The sequence below is a fragment of the Streptomyces corchorusii genome (assembly GCF_001514055.1).
Taxonomy (GTDB): Bacteria; Actinomycetota; Actinomycetes; order Streptomycetales; family Streptomycetaceae; genus Streptomyces; species Streptomyces olivaceoviridis.
In genome coordinates, this window is the sequence record NZ_KQ948361.1 from 232359 (window position 1) to 252993 (window position 20635).

Below are 20635 nucleotides of genomic sequence, written 5' to 3' on the forward strand. Positions count from 1 at the left end.
ATGCTTGACAGATTCCTTGTCAACGTTGATTCAATCAATGTGCACTCATCAAGATGTGCAGAGGCGACTACGGTGGCCCCCATGCGCGATCACGACACCGCCCCCCACCGTCCCGGGCGCCGGCTGAGCACCAAGGAGACCGCCGAACTGCTCGGCGTGAAGCCCGAGACGGTCTACGCGTACGTGAGCCGCGGCCTGCTCAGCAGCAGACGCGAACCCGGCGGCCGGTCCAGCACGTTCGAGGCCAAGGAGGTGGAGGCGCTCGCCCGCCGCAACCGGCGCGAGGCGGCCGGGAGTCCGGGCTCCGGCGGGGACCTGTCCGTCCGCACCCGGATCACGCTCATCGAACAGGACAGGTACTTCTACCGGGGCGTGGACGCCGTCGACCTGGCCACCCGCCACTCCTACGAGGAGGTCGCGGAGTGGCTGTGGACCGGCCGGCTGAGCCCCGGGGTGACGTTCTCCGCGCCCGGGCCCACCGTCGCGGTCGCCCGCCGCGCGGTGGACGCCCTGTCCGAACACGCCTCCCCGGTGGACCGGCTGCGAGTCGCCGCGATCGCCGCGGCGGCCGAGGACCCGCTGCGCTTCGACCTGTCCGAGGACGCCGTGCTGAACACGGCGCGCGTCCTCATCCCGACCCTCGTCGCCGCGCTCCCGCCGGTCCGTCCCGGCCACAAGGACGGCGGGCCGCTGGCGCAGCGGCTGTGGGGACGGCTGACCGGCCACCCGGCCGACGACGCGTCCCTGCGTGTTCTGGACACCGCGCTCGCGCTGCTCGCCGACCACGACCTGGCCGCGTCCACGCTGGCGGTCCGGGTCGCCGCCTCGGCCCGGGCGCACGCGTACGCCGCCGTCTCGGCCGGGCTGGGCGTGCTGGAGGGCCCGCTGCACGGCGCCGCCAGCGGCCTGGCCCACCGGATGCTCCTGGACGTGCTCGACCAGGGCACGGCGGTCCCGGTGATCGCCGACGAACTGCGCGCGGGCCGCCGTGTCCCCGGTCTCGGCCACCGGCTGTACACCGGAGAGGATCCCCGCGCGCGGGTGCTGTTCGGCCTCCTGGAGCAACTCCCGCGCGCGGAGTCCGCCCTGCTCGCGGCCCGTGACATCGTCGCGACGACCGCCCGGCACACCTCGCTGCACGCCAATGTGGACCTGGCCCTGGCGGTGTTCACCGCGTCCAGCGGCATGCCGGCCACGGCCGGTGAGACGATCTTCGCCGTGGCGCGGACCGCGGGCTGGATCGCCCACGCCCTGGAGGAGTACGGCGAGCGTCCGCTGCGCATGCGGCCCAGCGGCCACTACGTCGGTCCGCGCCCGCCGCAGCCCCTCCCGGAGTAGGACACGGGTGGGCCGGAAGTCACCCCGGGCAAAGTCAGGTTAGGCTCACCTCTGTGAGTAGGTGTGCGACCGTCTCCCGGAGCCTCGACGAGCCGGTGTCCGGTACGGCGGCGACGGCGACGACGTGGCTGCTGCTGGAACAGCCCGGCCCCTGGGGCGCCAAGGCGCTCACGTCCAGCCACCTGGACCCCGAGCTGGGCCGGGCGCTGGAGGCCGCCGCCGACGGGACCGGCGTGCGGATCGCTCTCATCCGGCGCCCCGGGCGCCACGCCGACCCCGGTACGCCCCCGATCCGGCAGGTGTACGCCGCGCACACCGTTCCCGGGCGCGTGTGGCTGCACGGCGCCACCACGCGCGATCCCCGGCGGCTGCTCGACCTCGACTTCGCCGGCCTCGGAGCGGGCGACCACCGTTCCTTCGGCGCGGTGCTCGGCGGACGGCCGCACCGGGGTGATCCGCTGGCGCTCGTGTGCACCAACGGCAAGCGCGACCGCTGCTGTGCCCTCCTGGGCCGCCCGCTGGCCACGGAGCTGGTCGCCTCGGGTGTGCGCGGCGTCTGGGAGGTCACCCATCTGGGTGGACATCGGTTCTCGCCCACCGTGCTGGTCCTGCCGTACGGCTACGCCTACGGCCGCGCCGAGGCGCACACCGTCAAGGAAGCCCTGCACGGCGTCCGGGAGGGACGTGTGGTCGTGGAGGGGTGCCGCGGGTGCTCCGCATGGGAACGCCCCGGCCAAGCGGCGGAACTGGCCGTCCGGTCGGCCGCGGGCGAGTACCGGGCGGGTGTGCTCAGCGTCGTACGGACCGACGGCACGGCTTCGGGCTGGGAGGTCACCGTCCGGCACTCCGACGGCCGCCGGTGGCGGGTCACCGTGGCGCAGGGCATGTCGCTGCCTCCCCGCCCGGAGAGCTGTGGCGCGGCGGTGCTCGGCGCGCCCGCGCGGATGGACGTGATCGAGGTGCGCGAGCTGAGCCCGACGGCACTGGCGAGCTAGCCGGGCGCGGGTGCCGTCCTGAGGCATGGGAGCCGCCGCCTTGGGGAGGGTTGCCGCCTGGGTATGGGCGCGTCCTGGACATGAGCGCCGCCCTGGGCAGGGGCGCCGCCCTGGACATGGCTGCCGTCAACCCTCGATCAACGCATGGATCAAGAGATCCACACCACACCCGCTGGGGTGCGTCCGGCGGCCCCACGTACCGTCATGGGTATGAGCCCCACTCCCCCCGCCCGCCGGCTGCGCCTCGGTCTGCCTCGGCGGATGTTCTCCCAGGTGCTGCTGATGCAGGTGGCGATCGCCGCGGGAGTCGCGGTGCTCGCGACCGGGCTCTTCCTCGCCCCGCTGAGCAAGCAGCTGGACCAGGAGGCGATGCGCCGCGCACTGGCCATCGCCGAGACCGTGGCCCAGGACCCGCAGATCGCCGAGGGCGTCCTGACCACCCCGCCGACCAGGAACGGCCCGGTGCAGAAGGAGGCCGAGCGGATCCGGCGGGCGACGCACGCCGAGTACATCGTGGTGCTCGACCGGAACTGGGTGCGCTGGTCGCACCCCACGGCCTCGGAGATCGGCCGGCGCGTCTCCACCAGCCCCACCGACGCCCTGGCCGGCCAGGAGGTCATGGAGATCGACAAGGGCACTCTGGGCCGCTCGGCGCGCGGCAAGGTCCCGCTGTACGACGCCGATCACCGCATCGTCGGCGCGGTATCGGTCGGCATCGCCTACGACAGCGTGCGGGCGCGGCTGATCAGCGCGATCCCGGGCCTGTTCGCGTACGCAGGCGGCGCGCTCGCGGTGGGCGCGCTGGCCGCCTGGCTGATCTCGCGCCGGGTCCAGCGGCAGACCCGGGACCTGGCCTTCTCCGACATCTCCGCGCTGCTGGCGGAGCGCGAGGCGATGCTGCACGGCATCCGGGAGGGCGTGGTCGCCCTCGACCGGGGCGGCCGTATCCGCCTGCTCAACGACGAGGCACGGCGGCTGCTGGGCATCGGCGACGAGGCCGTCGGGCGGACCCCGGACGAGGCGCTCGGCGCGGGCCGTACGACGGATGTGCTGGCCGGCCGGGTGACCGGCACCGACCTGCTCACCGTGCGCGGCCATCGCGTCCTGGTCGCCAACCGCATGCCCACCGACGACGGCGGCGCGGTGGCGACCCTGCGCGACCGCACCGAACTGGAACAGCTGGGACGCGAACTCGACTCCACGCGCGGGCTGATCGACGCCCTGCGCGCCCAGGACCACGAACACGCCAACCGCATGCACACCCTGCTGGGGCTGCTGGAGCTGGAGATGTACGACGACGCCGTGGAGTTCGTCGGCGAGGTGGTCGGGGACCACCGGGCCACCGCCGAGCAGGTCACGGAGAAGATCCAGGACCCGCTGCTGGCCGCGCTGCTGGTCGGCAAGGCGACCGTGGCGGCCGAGCGCGGGGTCGCCCTGTGGGTGTCGGAGCGCACCCGGCTCCCGGACCGGCTGATCGATCCCCGGGGGCTGGTCACGGTCGTGGGCAACCTCGTGGACAACGCCCTCGACGCGGTCGCGGGCACACCGCACGCGCGCGTGGAGGTCGAGTTGCGCGCGGAGGGCCGTACGGTGGTCCTGCGGGTATGTGACACGGGTCCCGGGGTCCCCGAGGACCAGCGGGAGCTGATCTTCACGGACGGATGGTCCACCAAGAAGCCGCCGACGCACGGCAAGCGGGGCATCGGGCTGTCCCTGGTGCGCCGGCTCGCCGAACGGCAGGGCGGGAGCGCGGCCGTGGGCGCGGCGGCCGGCGGTGGCGCGGAGTTCACCGTGGTCCTGCCCGAGGCGCTGACCGAGCCGGAACTGGAACCGGCGGTGCCCGAGGGGTCTGCCGGGACCGCTGCCGTCGCCGAGGAGGAGGCGCGATGATCGAGGTCCTGGTGGTGGACGACGACGCCCGGGTCGCCCGGGTCAACGCCGCCTACGTGGAGAAGGTGCCCGGCTTCCATGTCGCCGGCGAGGCGCACAATGCGGCCGAGGCGCTGCGCCAGGTCGAGGTGCTGCCCCGGCTGGACCTCGTCCTGATGGACCACTACCTGCCCGACGACACGGGTCTCGCGGTGGTCCAGGAGATGCGCCGGCGCGGCCACCAGACCGACGTGATCATGGTGACGGCCGCGCGGGACGTGTCGACCGTGCAGGCGGCCATGCGGCAGGGCGCGTTGCAGTACCTGGTGAAGCCGTTCGCATTCGCCGGTCTGCGGGCGAAGCTGGAGGCGTACGCCGAGCTGCGGCGCACCCTGGACGGCGGCGGGGAGGCCGAGCAGGCGGAGGTGGACCGCATCTTCGGCGCCCTGTCCGCCCCGTCGGAGCCCGGGCTGCCCAAGGGGCACTCCCCCACGACGGCCGAGCTGGTGCGCCAGGCGCTGCTGAACGCCGAACGCCCCCTGTCCGCCCAGGAGATCGCGGAGCGGACGGGGGTGAGCCGGCAGACCGCCCAGCGGTATCTGAAACTCCTGGAGCGCACGGGCCGGGCGCGGCTGACCCTGAAGTACGGCGACGCGGGCCGCCCGGAACACCGTTACGTGTGGGCGACCCGCGCCTGAGCGCGATTCACATGGACGCGTCGGCGGTCACTTGACCGCCTTGACGAACTCCGTCGTGTACGTCTTGCTCAAGTCGACCTTCGCGTTCTTGATGTTGGGGTTGAACGCCTTGAGGACCTTCTCGACGGTTTCGGGGCCGCCCTGGGGCATCACGCCGTCATCGGTGAACATCGGAAGGGTGCTCTTGATGGCCTGCGCGTACAGCGCCTTGTTGCCCTGGGAGTAGTCGGCGGGCATCTTGGCGGCGATCTCGTCGGCGCTGTGCGTGGACATCCACTTGAGCGTCTTGACGAATGCGTTGACCATCTTCTGGATGGTCTCCTTGTGTCCGTTCACCCAGTCCGTCTGCATGTACAGACTTGACGAGGGGTACGGGCCGCCCAGCGCTTCCTGCGAGCCCTCGGGGGTGCGCATGTCGATGAGGATCTTGCCGGCCTTCTTGTCCAGGATCGTCGCGACGGTCGGGTCGGTGGTCATGCCGCCGTCGATCGCGCCCTTCTTGAGCGCCGCGATGAACGTGGGGCCGGCCCCCACCGCGACCGGCGTGAAGTCGCTGATCTTCACTCCGTTCTTGACCGCCAGGTACTTGGTGAGGAAGTCGGTCGAGGAACCGAGCCCGGTCACGCCCAGCTTGCGGCCCTTGAAGTCCTTGGGCGAGGTGAGGTCACCGGCGGCCTTGTTCGAGACGACCTCGACCTCGCCGGGCGCGTGCGAGAACTGCACGACCGACTCCACCGACTTGCCCTTCACCTGGAGGTCCAGGGTGTGGTCGTAGAACCCGACCGCTCCCTGCACCTGCCCGGAGACGAGCGCGGTCTCGGCCTGGACCCCGGCGGGCTCGCTGAGGAGCTGGACGTTCAGCCCCTCCGCCTGGAAGTAGCCGAGGCGCTGGGTGAGCATCGCGGGCAGGTAGATGACCTTGTCCAGGCCACCGACCATGATCTTGACGGTCTCCCCCTTTCCGCCGCCCCCACCGCTGCCGGTGTCGGCCGTGGAGCTCGCCGCGTCGTTGGCACAGGCGGTGAGCGAGGAGAGGGCGAGCAGTCCGGTGGCGGCCAGGGAGGCGTATCTGGCGGTCTTGCGCATGCGGGTTCACGTCCTTGTGAGAGGGCGGTGCGGGAAGGAGCGGGGGGTGGCGAGAGGGTCGGTCAGTCCTCGGAACCGGCGGGCTTCCAGCGGAAGATGCGGCGCTCGGCGAAGGTCAGCAGCCCCTCGGCGACGAGGGCGACGACGGCGAGGATGACCATCGCGGCGTACACGCCGGCGGCGTTGAAGGTGTTCTGCGACTGCGAGACGAGCAGGCCGATGCCCTTGGTGGCGCCGATGTACTCGCCGACGATGGCACCGATGAGCGCGAAGCCGAAGCTGACGTGCAGGCTGGTGAAGATCCAGGAGGTGGCCGACGGGATGACAACCTGGAGGGTCACCCTGCGGTCGCTCGCGCCCAGGATGCGGGCGTTGGCCACCAGGTTGCGGTCCACTTCGCGGGCGCCCTGGAAGGCGTTGAAGAACACCGGGAAGAAGACGAGTACGACGGCGGAGGCCACCTTGGAGGACGGTCCGAGACCGAACCAGATCAGGAAGATGGGCGCCAGCACGATCCGGGGAATCGAGTTGAGCACCTTGATGTAAGGACCAAGAACCTCGGCGAGCAATCTGATCCGCCCGAGCGCAATACCGAGCAGCACACCGGCGACCACGCCGATGACCCAGCCGAGCAGGGCCTCGTACAGCGTGTACCAGATCTGCTCGCCCAGGGAGCCGAGCGCTGTCCCGTGGGTCACCCAGGTCCAGATCTGGTCCCAGATCTTCGAGGGCATCGAGAAGTTGAACGGGTCGATGACCTTGGCGCGGGACAGCACCTCCCACAGTCCGAGGACGACCACCAGGAGCACCACGCGCACGGCGTTGACGAAGAGCTTGCGCCGGCGTGCGGCCTGCGCGCGGGTCTGCGCGCGATCGGGTGTCTTGACGGTGTCCACGACCGGGGTGCTGAGGACCTCAGGCGACATGGGCGGCACCCCTCTCACGGGTGATGCGGACCTCTTCGCCGAGGGACTCCCAGATCTCGCGGTAGATCTCGATGAACCGCGGCTCCAGGCGCACCGACTCGACCTTGCGCGGGCGGGGCAGGTCGATGTCGAAGACCTGCTTCACGGTCGCGGGTCCGGCGGTCATCACGACGACCTTGTCGGCCAGCGCGATGGACTCCTCCAGATCGTGGGTGACGAAGACGACGGAGGCGCCGGTGCCCTCCCACAGCTCCAGCAACTCGTCCGACATCAGCGCGCGGGTCTGCACGTCGAGCGCCGAGAACGGCTCGTCCATCAGCAGGATCTCGGGGTCGTTGACGAAGGTGGCCGCCAGGGCGACCCGCTTGCGCTGGCCGCCGGAGAGCTGGTGCGGATAGCGGTCCTCGAAGGCGGCGAGCCCCACCCGGGCCAGCCAGTCGCGGGCCCTCTGCTTGGCCTCCGCCTTGGGCACGCCCCGGAAACGCGGGCCCGCCATGACGTTCGACAGCACGGTCCGCCAGGGGAAGGTGGCGTCCTGCTGGAAGACGAAGCCGACCTTGTCGCCGACCCCGTCGACCGGTTCCCCGGCCACCAGCACCTCGCCCTCGGTGGGCTCCTCCAAGCCGCTGACCAGGGTCAGCGTCGTGGACTTGCCGCATCCGGTCGGTCCTACGACGGCCACGAACTCGCCGCGCTCCACGGTGAGGTCCAGGCCGCGCACCGCCGTGTGCAGTCCCCCGGACGGGGTTCTGAAGGTCTTGCTCGCGCCCCGCAACTCGATGGCGGGGCTGGTGTGTGCGCTCATGGGCCGGGACGGTAGGTGTGGCCCCGGCCACGGCTGGAGTCTTGTGAGCACAAGCCGTTCTTTTGCTCGCAAGAACCTGTTGTGCTCGTTTTGCTCGCGCTACAACTGCGGAGCCGAAACACGGGCTGAACGCTCGCCGGCCTTGTAAGGAGAGGCCTGATGATTGACGTCCTGGTGGTCGACGACGACTTCCGTGTCGCTGAGATCAACGCCAAGTACGTGGGAAAGGTTCCCGGCTTCCGGGTGGCCGCCCGCGCGCACAGCGCCGCCCAGGCCCTGGCCGCCGTGGAACGCGGCTCCATCGACCTGGTGCTGCTCGACCACTACCTGCCGGACCAGACCGGCCTCGAACTCGTGCACCGCATGCGCGAGCAGGGTCACCGCACCGACGTCATCATGATCACGGCGGCCAGCGATGTGACGACCGTCCAGCAGGCGATGCGCCTGGGCGCCCTGCACTACCTGGTCAAGCCGTTCACCTTCGCCGCGCTGCGCACCCGCCTGGACTCCTACGCCGCCCTGCGCCGCACGGTCGACCGGGTGGGCGGCCGGGGCCTGACGGGCCAGGAGCAGGTCGACCGGATCTTCGGCGCCCTGCGCACCGCCCCCGCCCCTTCCGCGCCCGGTCTGCCGAGCGGCCACTCCGAGCCCACGACCGACCTCATCTGCGGTGTCCTGCACCGCGCCGACCATCCGCTCTCGGCCCACGAGGTGGCCGCCCGCACGGGCCTGAGCCGCTCCACGGCCCAGCGCTATCTCCGCCACCTCGAACAGGCGGGCCGTCTCCGCCTCTCCCTGAAGTACGGCGACACCGGCCGCCCGGAACACCGGTACGCCTGGGTTGCGCCGTAACGGGGCCGCGCTCCGGCTACACCGCTCCGGCCCCGGTCAGCGAACGCACCTCCGTCTCGGCGTACTTGGCCTCGTCCGGAACCTCGTCCGAGGTCACCGTGCCCAGCCAGCCGGCGAGGAAGCCGAGCGGGATGGAGACGATGCCCGGATTCTCCAGCGGGAAGTACTGGAAGTCGACGCCGGGGAAGAGGGATTCCGGGCTGCCGGACACCACCGGGGAGAGCAGCACGAGCCCGATCGCCGGGAGCAGCCCGCCGTACACCGCCCACACCGCGCCCCGCGTCGTGAAGCCGCGCCAGAACAGCGAGTAGAGCAGGACCGGCAGGTTCGCCGAGGCGGCGACCGCGAAGGCGAGGCCGACGAGGAAGGCGACATTGAGATCACGGGCCAGCAGACCGAGCCCGATCGCGACGACACCGATGCCGACCGCCGCGCACCGGGCCACGGCCACCTCGCTGCGGTGCTTGCCGCGCCGTCGGCGCAGTGACGCGTACAGGTCGTGGGCCACCGAGGCCGAGGAAGCGAGCGTGATGCCCGCGACCACCGCGAGGATCGTGGCGAAGGCCACGGCGGCGACCACCGCGAACAGCACGGTGCCCCCGGTCGAGCCCGCTCCGCCGCCCAGGTCGAGGGCGAGGAGGGGCACCGCCGTGTTCCCGGCCGCGTTCGATCCGCGTACGGCCCCCGGCCCCACCACCGCCGCCGCCCCGAAGCCGAGGACGATCGTCATCAGGTAGAAGCCGCCGATCAGGCCGATGGACCACACCACGGAGCGGCGGGCGGCCCGCGCGGTCGGCACGGTGTAGAAGCGGGCCAGGATGTGCGGCAGCCCGGCCGTGCCCAGCACCAGCGCCAGCCCCAGGCTGATGAAGTCCAACCGGGCGTTCCAGTCCCCGCCGTACTTCAGCCCCGGCGCGAGGAACGCCCTGCCGTGGCCGCTGCGCTCCGCCGCCGTGAGCAGCAGCCGGTCGACATCGCCGTGGAAGCGCAGCAGGACCAGGACGGTCAGCACGACCGTCCCGCTCAGCAGCAGGACCGCCTTCACGATCTGGATCCAGGTGGTGGCCCGCATCCCTCCCAACGACACGTAGATCACCATGAGCGCGCCGACACCGATGACCGTCCAGGCCTGGGCCGCGCCGCTCGTCCGCCCCAGCAGCAACGCCACCAGACTGCCCGCGCCGACCATCTGCGCCACCAGATACAGCACGGACACCGTCACCGAGGACGTTCCCGCGGCGATCCGCACCGGCCGCTCGCTCATCCGGGCGGCCACCACGTCGGCCAGGGTGAACCGCCCGCAGTTTCGCACCAGTTCGGCCACCAGGAACAGCACGACCAGCCACGCGACGAGGAACCCCACCCCGTACAGCAGCCCGTCGTACCCGTACAGCGCGATGAGCCCGCTGATCCCCAGGAAGGAGGCCGCCGACATGTAGTCGCCCGCGATGGCAAAACCATTCTCCATCGGAGAGAACAGCCGCCCGCCCGCGTAGAACTCCTCCGCCGAACCGTGCCGCCTGCGGCTCACCCACGTCGTGATCGCGAGGGTGACCGCCACGAACCCGCTGAACAGCAGCAACGCCAGTGTTTGATGATCACCGGTCACGAGGTCCCTCCCTGCGCTCCGCGGGCCAGCTCCTGGGTGTCCCAGCGCAGCTCCAGCGCGGCCCGGTCCCGGCGCAGCCGCGCGTGCCGGGCGTAGGCCCAGGTGAACAGGAACGTGGTGAGGAACTGCCCGAGCCCCGCGAGCATCGCCACGTTCACCGCCCCCACCACGGGCCGGGCCATGAGTCCCGGCGCGGTCGTGGCGGCGACCACGTACGCCACGTACCACGCCAGGAAGGCCGTGACCCCGGGCACCACGAACCGTCGGTACCTTCCGCGCACCTCCTGGAACGCCTCGCTCCGCTGCACCTCGACGTACACATCGCGGGCGCGCGCCGCCGCCGCGTCGGGCTCGGCACGCGCGGGCGGCACGGCCGGCGCCGGCATGCCCGCACCGTCCAGTTCGCCCCAGCCGGAGGCCGACGTGTCGTACCAAGGGTCCTCGGGCGCCACGTCACGGGAGGACGCGCCGTCGTCTTCCTGGTTCCCGGCCGATCTCTCGGGACCGTCCCCGACTCCACGAGGACGACCGTTGCTTGACTGCATGCCCAAGGATGGACAGAACAGGAAGTTCCCTGACTCTTCTTCCTCCGGCTCTTCACCCCATCAGGTGATTCACCCCGTGGGTGGCCGCACCAGCCCCTTGCTGTAGGCATACCGCACGGCCTGCGCCCGGTCCTTGAGACCCGTCTTGGCGAAGAGGTTGTTGATGTGGGTCTTCACGGTCGCGGTCGACACGTGCAGCCGGCGGGCGATCTCCTGATTGGTGAGGCCTTCGCCGATCAGCACCAGGACCTCGGTCTCGCGCGTGGTCAGCCCGTCGGGTGCCTCGCCGGCCGCGGGCACCGGCACGGGATCGGCCTGCGACAGCCTCTCCAGCAACCGTCGCTGGACACTGGGCGACAGCCCCGCGTCCCCCGAGAGCACACTGTGCACGGCACGGACGATCTCGTCTCCGCCCGCGTCCTTGGTCAGGTAACCCCGGGCGCCGGCCCTGAGCGCGGGGAACAGCGAATCGTCGTCCGCGTAGGTGGTGAGCACCACGACCTGCGTACCGGGGTACTGCGCCCGGATCCGCCGGGTGGCCTCCACGCCGTCGCAGCGGGGCATCCTGAGGTCCATCAGCACGACGTCCGGCGCGAGTTCCCCGACCAGCCGCACCGCCTCCTCCCCGTCTCCCGCGGCCCCGACGACCTCCACGCCGGGCAGCAGCCCGAGCAACATCACGATGCCTTCACGGACCACGGTCTGATCGTCGGCCACCACCACCCGCGCGGGCTTCCTCTCCCCTTCCGTCTCCGTCATACGGGCACCTTCAGCGTCACCACGAACCCCTCCTCGTCCGGTCCCGCGTCCAGCGAACCGCCCAGCAGTTCGGCGCGCTCACGCATGCCCAGCAGACCGTACCCGCCTCCGGATCCGTTCAGTTCGCCCGCTTCGCTGCCCGAATCCCGTACGTTCAGCGTCACTTCGTGCTCGCTGTAGTCGAGCCGCACGGTCACTTTGGCGCCCTGCGCGTGCTTGCGGACGTTCGTCAGCGCTTCCTGGGCGACCCGCCGCACCGCCTGGGACGCCTCGGCCGGCAGGGGTCTGCGTTCACCTGTGACGGTGACCTCGGCACCGTCGGCCGTGCTGACGAGTTCGGCGAGGAAGTCCTCCAGCGGGGTCAGCTCGCCCCGCAGCGCGGACAGCGCCTGCCGGGTCTCGGCGAGGCCGTCGCGGGCCATGCCACGGGCGGCCACCACCCGGTCCAGGATCCGCTCGCGATCCGCGCCGTTCTCGATCAGCAGCCGGGCCGCCTCCAGGTGCACGAGCTGCGCCGAGAGGCTGTGCGCCAGCACGTCGTGGATCTCCCGTGCGATGCGGGCACGCTCGGCCAGTGCGGCGGACTCGGCCTCGGCCGCGCGGGCGGCGCGCTCCTGGGCGAGAAGACGCTGCGCACTGCCCCGGGCTTCCGCGTCCAGCCGCAGGACGTACCCGGCGAGGGCCATGCCGGCCACGGTGGCCGCCGTGGTCAGCCAGACGTCGTTGGTGAACGCGGAGTACGAGGCCAGCGCCACCGACGCGACGGGGACCGCGGCCCCCAGCGGCAGCCGCTCCAGCGCGCTGACTCCACAGCCGCACCAGATCACGAGGGCCGGCCCTGTGAACCCCGTGGCCTCCGCGGCGACCGCGATGCCCAGGAGCACGCCCATGAGCGCGAGGGAGGGCACCAGCCGGTGCTCGTAGGTGGTCCGGAAGAAGGTCCAGGAGACGAGGCCGGCGAGGAGGATCGCCGCCGCTGCCGCGAGTGCTTCCCACCGACCGACGTGCCTCTGGCTGAAGACACCCCACAGGAGCACGGCCAGCAGGAGCAGTCGGACGGCCCAGACGAGCATGCGCCGGGGACGGGTGGCTCCCGAACGGCCGAGCGCTTCGCGTGACGGCCAGCGTGTCCAGGCGTTCTCTGTCACACGCGCTCCTTCCACGCCGACCGCTCGTCGTCACCGTACGCCGGAGCGGGGCGGCTCGGGGTGGGGCGGCTAGGGGCGCCGACGGACCGGGCCCGCCAGGTCAGGATCCCGCCGCGGACCAACAGGGTGCCGGCGAGGCCGAGCATCAGCGCGGAGCTGTCCTGATGCACGCCGAGAGCGGAGCCGAGGGCGAAGACGCCGGCCCGCAGGGCTATGCCCACGATCCATACAGCGCCACTCGCCTTGCTGCTCTTGGTCCATACGACGCCGTCCGGCGCGGTCCAGAGACGGGTGGTCCAGCCCCAGCCGACGCCGGTGACCAGGCCGATGAACAGCTCCGCCACGAGCAGTACGGCGGATTCGGCGCGGTGGTCGGCGTCGAGGATGCCGGGCTCGCGCAGTGAGACGACGGCCAGGATCACCGGCAGCAGCCACCAGCGCCGGTCCGTGTCGATCGCCCGGGCGCGGAACTGCCGCGCGATCACTATGGCGACCACGGCAACGGTCACCAGCACGTTGACGAGCCCGTCCATCTGGACCTCCGTGAGCGAGAGGGCGGTATCGGAAGCGAGTGCTGCCGACGCCTTCGAAGCTACGGAAGTCCGCAGGCCAGGGGATCGGAGCCCGGGTGGATCACGGGTGGAACCTGGAACCGGCTCACCTCCACCCAGGGGTGGAGAGACCTTCGGGGGCGGATGGGGGCTGATGGGGAGTGGCTGTCAGGGGTGGGGTGGGGGGCGACCGTGGTGCGGGACGGCAGGCCAGGACAGGCGGAGCCAGAAGCGGGCTGGCGGGCTGGCGGGCTGGCGGGCTGGCGGGCTGGCGACAGCGGACACCCTGCCGCCCGCGCCGGCCACTCACACCGTCCGGCCCCGGCTCCTCCCGGAATGCCCCGGCGGCCGCCCGCTCGGCTGCGACCCGGCAAACCCTGACTGCCGCCCCTGCACGCCCGACCGGCGGGACCCGCTGCCAAGCGAGCCCCGCCTACGCCACCGCGCCTCCCGGCAACGGACGCCGCACGGAAACCGCCCCGAGGCAGCCCTCACCCCCGGGACACCACCCCGTCAGCCGAGCCCCCGCCCCCGTCCGCCAACGCCCAGCGCAGCGGCTACGCGTCGATGCGTGACCGGTCCAGCGTCGCCGCCGAGCTGGAGATGAACTCCTTGCGGGGTGCCACGTCGTTGCCCATCAGCAGGTCGAAGACCTGTTCGGCGGCCTCCAGGTCGGAGAGATTGATGCGGCGCAGGGTGCGGTGGCGCGGGTCCATCGTGGTCTCGGCCAGCTGGTCGGCGTCCATCTCGCCCAGACCCTTGTAGCGCTGGATGGAGTCCTTGTACCGGATGCCCTTGCTCTGGAACTCCATGAGCTTGTCGCGCAGCTCGCGGTCGGAGTACGTGTAGACGTACTTCTCCTGCCCCTTCTTCGGCTGGATCAGCTCGATGCGGTGCAGCGGCGGCACCGCGGCGAAGACCCGGCCGGCCTCGACCATGGGCCGCATGTAGCGCTGGAACAGCGTGAGCAGCAGACAGCGGATGTGGGAGCCGTCCACATCGGCGTCGGTCATCATGATGATCTTGCCGTAGCGGGCCTGGTCGATGTCGAAGGTGCGGCCCGAGCCCGCTCCTATGACCTGGATGATCGCACCGCACTCGGCGTTCTTGAGCATGTCGGTGACCGACGACCGCTGCACGTTGAGGATCTTGCCGCGGATCGGCAGCAGGGCCTGGAACTCGGAGTTCCGCGCCAGCTTCGCCGTGCCGAGCGCGGAGTCGCCCTCGACGATGAACAGCTCGCTGCGGTCGACGTCGTCGCTGCGGCAGTCGGCGAGCTTGGCCGGCAGGGACGAGGACTCCAGGGCCGTCTTGCGGCGCTGGGCGTCCTTGTGCTGACGGGCCGCGACCCGGGTGCGGGCCGCCGCGACCACCTTCTCCATGACCACCCGGGCCTGGGCGGCGGCGTCGCGCTTGGTGGCCGTGAGGAACGCCTTCAGTTCTTTGCTGATCACGCTGTTCACGATGCGGCGGGCCGCGGAGGTACCGAGGACCTCCTTGGTCTGGCCCTCGAACTGCGGCTCGGCCAGCCGGACGGTGACGACGGCGGTGAGGCCCTCCAGGGCATCGTCCTTGACGATGTTGTCCTCGGCCACGCGCAGCATCTTCTTGGCGCGCAGCACATCGTTCAGCGTCTGGGTGAGGGCCTGCTCGAACCCGGTGACGTGGGTGCCGCCCTTGGGGGTGGCGATGATGTTGACGAACGACCTGACGGTCGTGTCGTAGCCCGTGCCCCACCGCATCGCGACGTCGACACCCAGCTCACGGGTGACCTCGGTGGGGGTCATCTGACCGTGTTCGTCCAGAACCGGGACGGTCTCCTTGAAGGTGCCCCTGCCCGAGAAGCGGAGGACGTCGCAGATCGCCTTGTCGTTTGCCAGGTACTCGCAGAACTCGCTGATACCGCCGTCGAAGCGGAACGACTCCTCGCCCTTGCTGCCGCCCTCGCCGAGGCCGAACTCGTCACGGACGACGATGGTCAGGCCGGGCACCAGGAACGCGGTCTGCCGGGCACGCTGATGCAGGTTCTCCAGGGACAGCTTGGCGTCCTTGAGGAAGATCTGCCGGTCGGCCCAGTAACGCACGCGCGTGCCGGTGCGCGTCTTGGGGATCTTCTTCGCCTTGCGCAGACCGCTCTTGGCCTCGAACTTCGCGTCGGCACCCTCGGCGGAGAAGGCTCCGGGCACGCCGCGCCGGAAGCTGATGGCGTGGGTGTGGCCGCCGCGGTCCACCTCGACGTCGAGGCGGGCGGAGAGGGCGTTGACCACGGAGGCACCGACGCCGTGCAGACCGCCGGAGGCCGCGTAGGAGCCGCCGCCGAACTTGCCGCCGGCGTGCAGCTTGGTCATCACGACCTCGACGCCGGACAGGCCGGTCTTCGGTTCCACGTCCACGGGGATGCCGCGGCCGTTGTCGCGCACCTCCACGGAGCCGTCGTCGTGGAGGATCACCTCGATGTGGTCGCAGTAGCCGCCCAGGGCCTCGTCCACCGAGTTGTCGATGATCTCCCACAGGCAGTGCATCAGACCGCGGCTGTCGGTCGAGCCGATGTACATGCCGGGGCGCTTGCGCACGGCCTCAAGACCCTCAAGGACGAGCAGGTGCCGCGCGGTGTAGTTGGAACCGTCGCGGTCTGCTCCTGCCAGCAGCGCTGTGGACGGCACGGACGTATCGGCGGTCACGCGGTTCGCTCCTCGCTGAATTTCAGATGGCCCCCCTTTGGGTAAGGGGGCGGCTTCGGTCGCCGCACAGAGGGTACCGAGCCCTGGTAGAGCCGGTGTAACGCCACCCTCGTCGGCACCTCACACTAGTCCAGGCTCGCATGCCTGTTCGATCCCTCGTTGGAGTGAAGCACACATCACGTTCCCTTCGAGGCATGAACCATTTAGGCTCCGGGCACGTCCTCATGAACAACCGGCAACCCGGCCGGGAGGACCGAGACAGCAAGACAGCGCGAACCCGTAGGCATACAAGAGACGCAATACGGCACATTCGCCGCCAACCGGCAGCAGACAGCCGCCCCGGAAAGATTTTTTCGAGGAAAAGCCACGAGCGGGAACGTTTTCGGGCTGGTTGGATGTTGACCCTGGTACGACAGCTCGTCGAGCTAGAGAAGAGGCGACGTGACTACTGTTCTGACCCCCGCGAGCCCGTTGACGGCCGCCGATCGCTGCGACCGCTGCGGCGCCCAGGCATACCTGCGCGTCGTCCTGCTCAGCGGCGGAGAACTGCTCTTCTGCGCCCACCACGGTCGCAAGTTCGAGCCGGAACTCAAGAAGATCGCCGCTGAGATACAGGACGAGACGGAGCGGCTGACGTCCGTTCCGAACACCGCTTCCGACGAAGAGCGCTGAATCTCGCACCACGACGAGCCAGCCCCGGCACAGGCCGGTGAACGGGCGGCCGCTCCTCACCAGGAGTGGCCGCCCGTGCTCATACCCTCGGACGCTCGCTCACGAGCGCCCGGAAGGCTCGGTCCCCGCGGCCGGCCGCAGGGCTCGTACGACCTCGGAGACGCGCGTGTAGACCCCGGGAAGCCCCGGCCGTCCGCAGCCGCTCCCCCACGACACGAGGCCGATCAGCCGTCCCCCGGCCACCAGAGGGCCGCCGCTGTCCCCCTGGCAGGCGTCGGGGCCTCCGCCGACCTCACCGGCGCAGAGCATGGTGGCGGCCCGGTAGGCGCCCTCGGGGCCCCCCGGAAAGGCACGGGCACACATCTCGTCGGGCAGGACGCGTACGCGTGCGGCATGGAGCCGGTGCGCGTAGGACCCCGCGCCGGTCGTGTCCCCCCACCCGGACACCACGGCCCGCGTGCCCGGTGCGTACGCCGGATCGCCCGCGCCCGCCATGGGGACGACCGCGCTCTGCGGCAGCGGTCCGGCGAGCCCGAGGACCGCGAAGTCCCCTGAATGGGTCGTGACGTCGTACGCGGGATTGAGCCGGATCTCCCGTACGGCGATCTCGTCGCCCTGCTCCGAGAGCAGGTCGGTGCGGCCCGCGATGACCTTGAGGTCACGCACACGGTCCGGCGGTGTCCCGAGGGCCTCCTCGGACAGACAGTGGGCAGCGGTGACCACGGTGGTGCGCCCGACGGCCACGGCGCCGCAGAACTGGCCCGCCCGCATACCTCCGAACCGGTCACGGCTGGCCAGCGCGACCGTCCACGGAGACTGCGAGACGTCGATCGGGAACCCTCCGACCACTACGCTGTCGGAGGCGGCGGGAGCCGCGCTCATCAGGGGTATCGCGGTCATGGTGGCCGCCAGGGCCAGCGGCCGGATCAGTGCCCGGACAACGGAACGGCGCATGCATGCTCCTCACTCTGGGTCCTCCTGGGACACCCAGAGTGATCCACGCCACCACAGCGCGCAGCACGAAGACCCGGCTCCCGCGAGGGGACCGGGCCTTCGCCGTCGTACGACCGCGACCTAGTCGAGGTAGTCGCGCAGCACCTGGGAGCGCGACGGGTGGCGCAGCTTCGACATGGTCTTGGACTCGATCTGGCGGATGCGCTCACGCGTCACGCCGTACACCTTGCCGATCTCGTCGAGGGTCTTCGGCTGACCGTCGGTGAGACCGAAGCGCATGGACACGACGCCCGCCTCGCGCTCGGACAGGGTGTCCAGGACGGAGTGCAGCTGCTCCTGCAGGAGCGTGAAGCTGACCGCGTCGGCCGGGACGACGGCCTCGGAGTCCTCGATGAGGTCACCGAACTCGCTGTCGCCGTCCTCGCCGAGCGGGGTGTGCAGCGAGATGGGCTCACGGCCGTACTTCTGGACCTCGATGACCTTCTCCGGGGTCATGTCGAGCTCCTTGGCCAGCTCCTCCGGGGTGGGCTCGCGGCCCAGGTCCTGGAGCATCTGGCGCTGCACGCGCGCGAGCTTGTTGATGACCTCGACCATGTGCACCGGGATACGGATGGTGCGGGCCTGGTCGGCCATGGCGCGGGTGATCGCCTGACGGATCCACCAGGTGGCGTACGTGGAGAACTTGTAGCCCTTGGTGTAGTCGAACTTCTCGACCGCGCGGATCAGACCGAGGTTGCCCTCCTGGATGAGGTCCAGGAAGAGCATGCCGCGGCCGGTGTAGCGCTTGGCCAGGGAGACCACCAGTCGGAGGTTGGCCTCCAGGAGGTGGTTCTTGGCGCGGCGGCCGTCCTCGGCGATGATCTCCAGCTCGCGCTTGAGCTTCGGGGCGAGCTTGTCGGCGTTGGCCAGCTTGTCCTCGGCGAACAGACCCGCCTCGATCCGCTTGGCCAGCTCGACCTCCTGCTCGGCGTTGAGCAGGGGGACCTTGCCGATCTGCTTCAGGTAGTCCTTGACCGGGTCCGCGGTGGCACCGGCCGCGGCGACCTGCTGCGCGGGCGCGTCGTCCTCGTCCTCGTCGGACAGGACGAAGCCGGCGCTCTCGGCACCCTCGGGCTCGTCGGCGACCTTGGTGTCCTCAAGAACCTCGTCCTCAAGGAGCTCGACGTCGTCCTTCTTGGCCGTGGTCTTCTTGGCGGCCGTCTTCTTCGCGACCGCCTTCTTGGCGACCGTCTTCTTGGCGGTCACCTTCTTGGCGACGGCCTTCTTGGCGGGTGCGGCTTCTTCGGCGGAATCGGCTGCGGCCGCAGCGGCGGGCGCCGCGGGGGCGGCCGTGGTCGCGGTGGCCTTACGGGTGGTCACCGTCTTCGCCGCGACCGTCTTGGTGGCGGTGCGCTTGGCGGGGCTCTTCGCTGCGACGCTCTTGCGGGTGCGCTTGGGCTCTGCGGCACTGACCATCAGCGTCACACCCTCTTCCTCAAGGATCTGGTTGAGGCTGCGCAGTACGTTCTTCCACTGAGTGGCCGGAATCTGGTCAGCTTCGAAGGCCCGACGCACATCGTCGCCGGCGATCTGCCCCTCAGCCTTTCCCCGCTCAATGAGCGCCATGACAGAGACGGACTCGGCGATCTCCGGCGGGAGCGTACGGGATGTGCTGGCCGACACGAACAACCTCTCGGAACGTTGGAAAACGGCTTCCGGCACCGTCCGGTGAGGACAGGAGCCGACCACCGGCCTGGGGATGGGCCGACGGCGCGGGCGGGGGCCGGGAAGATGCACAGCGCCTGGTTCGGCGTCCGTATTCCCTCCTCGGCTGTCACCTCTTAGGTCATCGCGCTGTCTCCACGAGCGTTACGCCCAATCTGCGTGGCCCGAGTCACACCCCGTAAGCAGTCAAAGACGGTCAGACGTGTGCAAAAGATGTCGTCCTTGGCCTTCGAGCCATCCGCACCCACGACCAGAGGTTCCCGTCACCGCCGGACCCGGCCGGACTCCGGATGGTCCGGCGGGGTCCGGCGGCGGCCGGTACCCGGGCCTGGTGCCACCGCGAGTACCACGAGAGCGCCGCACACCGGCGACCGCACCGCGTTCCTCGCGAGGTCAGTGCTCGCGCGGGGCGGGGACCACGCGCTCCACCTCGGGGTGGACGGTGAGGAGCTGGCGCATGGCGGTCTCCGCCGCCGTGCCGTCGCCGGTGCCGAGCGCGTCGACGATCCGCGCGTGCTGCGCGAGGGACGCTTCGTTCGGCCGGTCACAGCCGGTGACCGGGCCGCCGGAGACCTGAAGCGCCGCCGAGACGATGCCGGACAGGTGCTCCAGCATGCGGTTGCCCGCGATCTGGATCAGCAGCGCGTGGAACTCGGTGTCGGCGCGCGAGTACGTGAGCGCGTCGCCCTGGGCCAGCGCGTGGCTCATGATCTCCACCATGTCGCAGAGGCGCTGCTGCACCTCCTCGCGCCCGTGCCCGGCGGCGAGACGGGCGGCGAGCGGCTCGATCGTCCAGCGCAGCTCGCTCAGTTCCCGGCGCTGGTCGTCGCGCTGCGGCCCGAAGGCCCGCCACTCGATGATGTCGGGGTCGAGAAGGTTCCAGTCGCTGACGGGACGCACGCGCGTGCCGACGTTCGGGCGCGCGCTGACCAGGCCCTTGGCCTCCAGGACGCGGAGGGACTCGCGGACGACGGTGCGAGAGACCTCGAAACGCTGGCCGATCTCCTCCGGCACCAGCGGGCGGTCGGCGCCCAGGTCACCGGAGACGATCATCTGTCCCAGCTGTTGTACGAGTTGGCCGTGCAGTCCGCGTCCGCGGCTGCCCGAGGCCCGCCTGCCGACACGGCCCAGCTCGGGGTCCCCGCCGTCCCAGGCAGGCGCGCCGACGCGGTCGGTCACCAGGGCCTCGGCGTAGGGGTAGCGGTCGAGTTCGCCCGGGCCGGCCAGACCGGAGTCTGTGGAGCGGGCGGCGGTCATCATGGTGTGCGCAAGGGTACTCACGGATCCTTTGTCGGCGCCGCCTTCAACTCCCTTGAGGTCTTTGGTGAAAAGCACACGAAAGGGTGATCGCTCACGGCGTCGCAATTGACGCCTTATCGAAAAGAAACGGGCCTTCTTCGGGGAGTTGTGCACACAGCGCGAACGAAAGCGTGCGGACGGTTG

At 70.7% G+C, this 20635-nt stretch carries 18 protein-coding genes; 6 read left to right on the forward strand and 12 right to left on the reverse strand.

Translation table 11 applies throughout. The features are described 5' to 3' along the window. Positions 1–81: 81 nt before the first annotated feature. The 4 genes from AQJ11_RS28235 (at position 82) to AQJ11_RS28250 (ending at position 4900) form a co-directional block, all read left to right on the forward strand. On the forward strand, positions 82–1338 hold the full coding sequence (locus AQJ11_RS28235) for a citrate synthase (RefSeq protein ID WP_059264992.1): 1257 nt from the start codon (positions 82–84) through the stop codon (positions 1336–1338). A gap of 53 nt (positions 1339–1391) precedes the next feature. Beyond that, a complete protein-coding gene (locus AQJ11_RS28240) occupies positions 1392–2333 on the forward strand; it encodes a sucrase ferredoxin (RefSeq protein WP_059264994.1) in 942 nt (313 codons plus the stop codon). Between the two features lie 210 nt (positions 2334–2543). Further along, the gene (locus tag AQJ11_RS28245; RefSeq protein WP_208616628.1) at positions 2544–4223 is read left to right on the forward strand and encodes an ATP-binding protein; all 1680 of its coding nucleotides are present in this window, start codon (positions 2544–2546) and stop codon (positions 4221–4223) included. Further along, positions 4220–4900 carry a response regulator gene (locus tag AQJ11_RS28250; RefSeq protein ID WP_059264998.1) on the forward strand — a complete coding sequence of 227 codons (681 nt, stop codon included), beginning with the start codon at positions 4220–4222 and terminating at the stop codon, positions 4898–4900. Before AQJ11_RS28245 ends, AQJ11_RS28250 begins: the two co-directional genes overlap by 4 nt. A 27-nt stretch (positions 4901–4927) precedes the next feature. Here AQJ11_RS28250 and AQJ11_RS28255 read toward each other — a convergent pair whose 3' ends face one another. The 3 genes from AQJ11_RS28255 to AQJ11_RS28265 all read right to left on the reverse strand — a co-directional run bounded on the left by AQJ11_RS28255 (position 4928) and on the right by AQJ11_RS28265 (position 7717). After that, positions 4928–5986 (reverse strand): ABC transporter substrate-binding protein, encoded by a 1059-nt coding sequence (locus AQJ11_RS28255; RefSeq protein ID WP_059264999.1) that lies wholly within the window; start codon positions 5984–5986, stop codon positions 4928–4930. Positions 5987–6048: 62 nt separating this feature from the next. Then, a complete protein-coding gene (locus tag AQJ11_RS28260; RefSeq protein WP_058084064.1) occupies positions 6049–6912 on the reverse strand; it encodes an ABC transporter permease in 864 nt (287 codons plus the stop codon). Then, complete coding sequence (locus AQJ11_RS28265) at positions 6902–7717, reverse strand: ABC transporter ATP-binding protein (protein ID WP_014675484.1); 816 nt, start codon at positions 7715–7717, stop codon at positions 6902–6904. The genes AQJ11_RS28260 and AQJ11_RS28265 overlap by 11 nt, the downstream gene beginning before the upstream one ends. 159 nt (positions 7718–7876) lie before the next feature. On the opposite strand from AQJ11_RS28265, the gene AQJ11_RS28270 reads away from it, so the two are divergent. Next, entirely contained in the window at positions 7877–8569 is a 693-nt protein-coding gene (locus AQJ11_RS28270; protein WP_014675483.1) for a response regulator, read from the forward strand. A gap of 16 nt (positions 8570–8585) precedes the next feature. Here the strand turns inward: AQJ11_RS28270 and AQJ11_RS28275 are convergent, their stop codons facing one another. From AQJ11_RS28275 to AQJ11_RS28300, 6 genes are all read right to left on the reverse strand, one after another. Then, positions 8586–10178 carry a solute symporter family protein gene (locus tag AQJ11_RS28275; protein WP_059265001.1) on the reverse strand — a complete coding sequence of 531 codons (1593 nt, stop codon included), beginning with the start codon at positions 10176–10178 and terminating at the stop codon, positions 8586–8588. Next, a complete protein-coding gene (locus AQJ11_RS28280; RefSeq protein ID WP_059265003.1) occupies positions 10175–10630 on the reverse strand; it encodes a DUF485 domain-containing protein in 456 nt (151 codons plus the stop codon). The genes AQJ11_RS28275 and AQJ11_RS28280 overlap by 4 nt, the downstream gene beginning before the upstream one ends. Positions 10631–10792: 162 nt before the next feature. Next, a complete protein-coding gene (locus AQJ11_RS28285) occupies positions 10793–11482 on the reverse strand; it encodes a response regulator transcription factor (RefSeq protein WP_014675480.1) in 690 nt (229 codons plus the stop codon). Then, positions 11479–12630, reverse strand: coding sequence for a sensor histidine kinase (locus AQJ11_RS28290; protein WP_059265005.1), 1152 nt, complete (start codon positions 12628–12630; stop codon positions 11479–11481). Before AQJ11_RS28290 ends, AQJ11_RS28285 begins: the two co-directional genes overlap by 4 nt. Next, entirely contained in the window at positions 12627–13163 is a 537-nt protein-coding gene (locus AQJ11_RS28295) for a CcdC protein domain-containing protein (protein WP_059265008.1), read from the reverse strand. The genes AQJ11_RS28290 and AQJ11_RS28295 overlap by 4 nt, the downstream gene beginning before the upstream one ends. Positions 13164–13738: 575 nt before the next feature. Beyond that, positions 13739–15862: a DNA gyrase/topoisomerase IV subunit B gene (locus AQJ11_RS28300; RefSeq protein WP_014675477.1), complete on the reverse strand. Its 2124-nt coding sequence runs from the start codon at positions 15860–15862 to the stop codon at positions 13739–13741. Between the two features lie 441 nt (positions 15863–16303). Between AQJ11_RS28300 and AQJ11_RS28305 the strand changes: the two genes are divergently transcribed. Further along, a complete protein-coding gene (locus AQJ11_RS28305) occupies positions 16304–16534 on the forward strand; it encodes a DUF7455 domain-containing protein (RefSeq protein WP_014675476.1) in 231 nt (76 codons plus the stop codon). Positions 16535–16633: 99 nt separating this feature from the next. On the opposite strand, the gene AQJ11_RS28310 is transcribed toward AQJ11_RS28305, so the two are convergent. The 3 genes from AQJ11_RS28310 to AQJ11_RS28320 all read right to left on the reverse strand — a co-directional run bounded on the left by AQJ11_RS28310 (position 16634) and on the right by AQJ11_RS28320 (position 20473). Then, positions 16634–17488 carry a serine protease gene (locus AQJ11_RS28310; RefSeq protein ID WP_059265010.1) on the reverse strand — a complete coding sequence of 285 codons (855 nt, stop codon included), beginning with the start codon at positions 17486–17488 and terminating at the stop codon, positions 16634–16636. Between the two features lie 120 nt (positions 17489–17608). Beyond that, on the reverse strand, positions 17609–19150 hold the full coding sequence (locus AQJ11_RS28315) for an RNA polymerase sigma factor (RefSeq protein WP_059265092.1): 1542 nt from the start codon (positions 19148–19150) through the stop codon (positions 17609–17611). Between the two features lie 435 nt (positions 19151–19585). Beyond that, complete coding sequence (locus AQJ11_RS28320) at positions 19586–20473, reverse strand: FadR/GntR family transcriptional regulator (RefSeq protein WP_059265013.1); 888 nt, start codon at positions 20471–20473, stop codon at positions 19586–19588. Positions 20474–20635 lie beyond the last annotated feature (162 nt).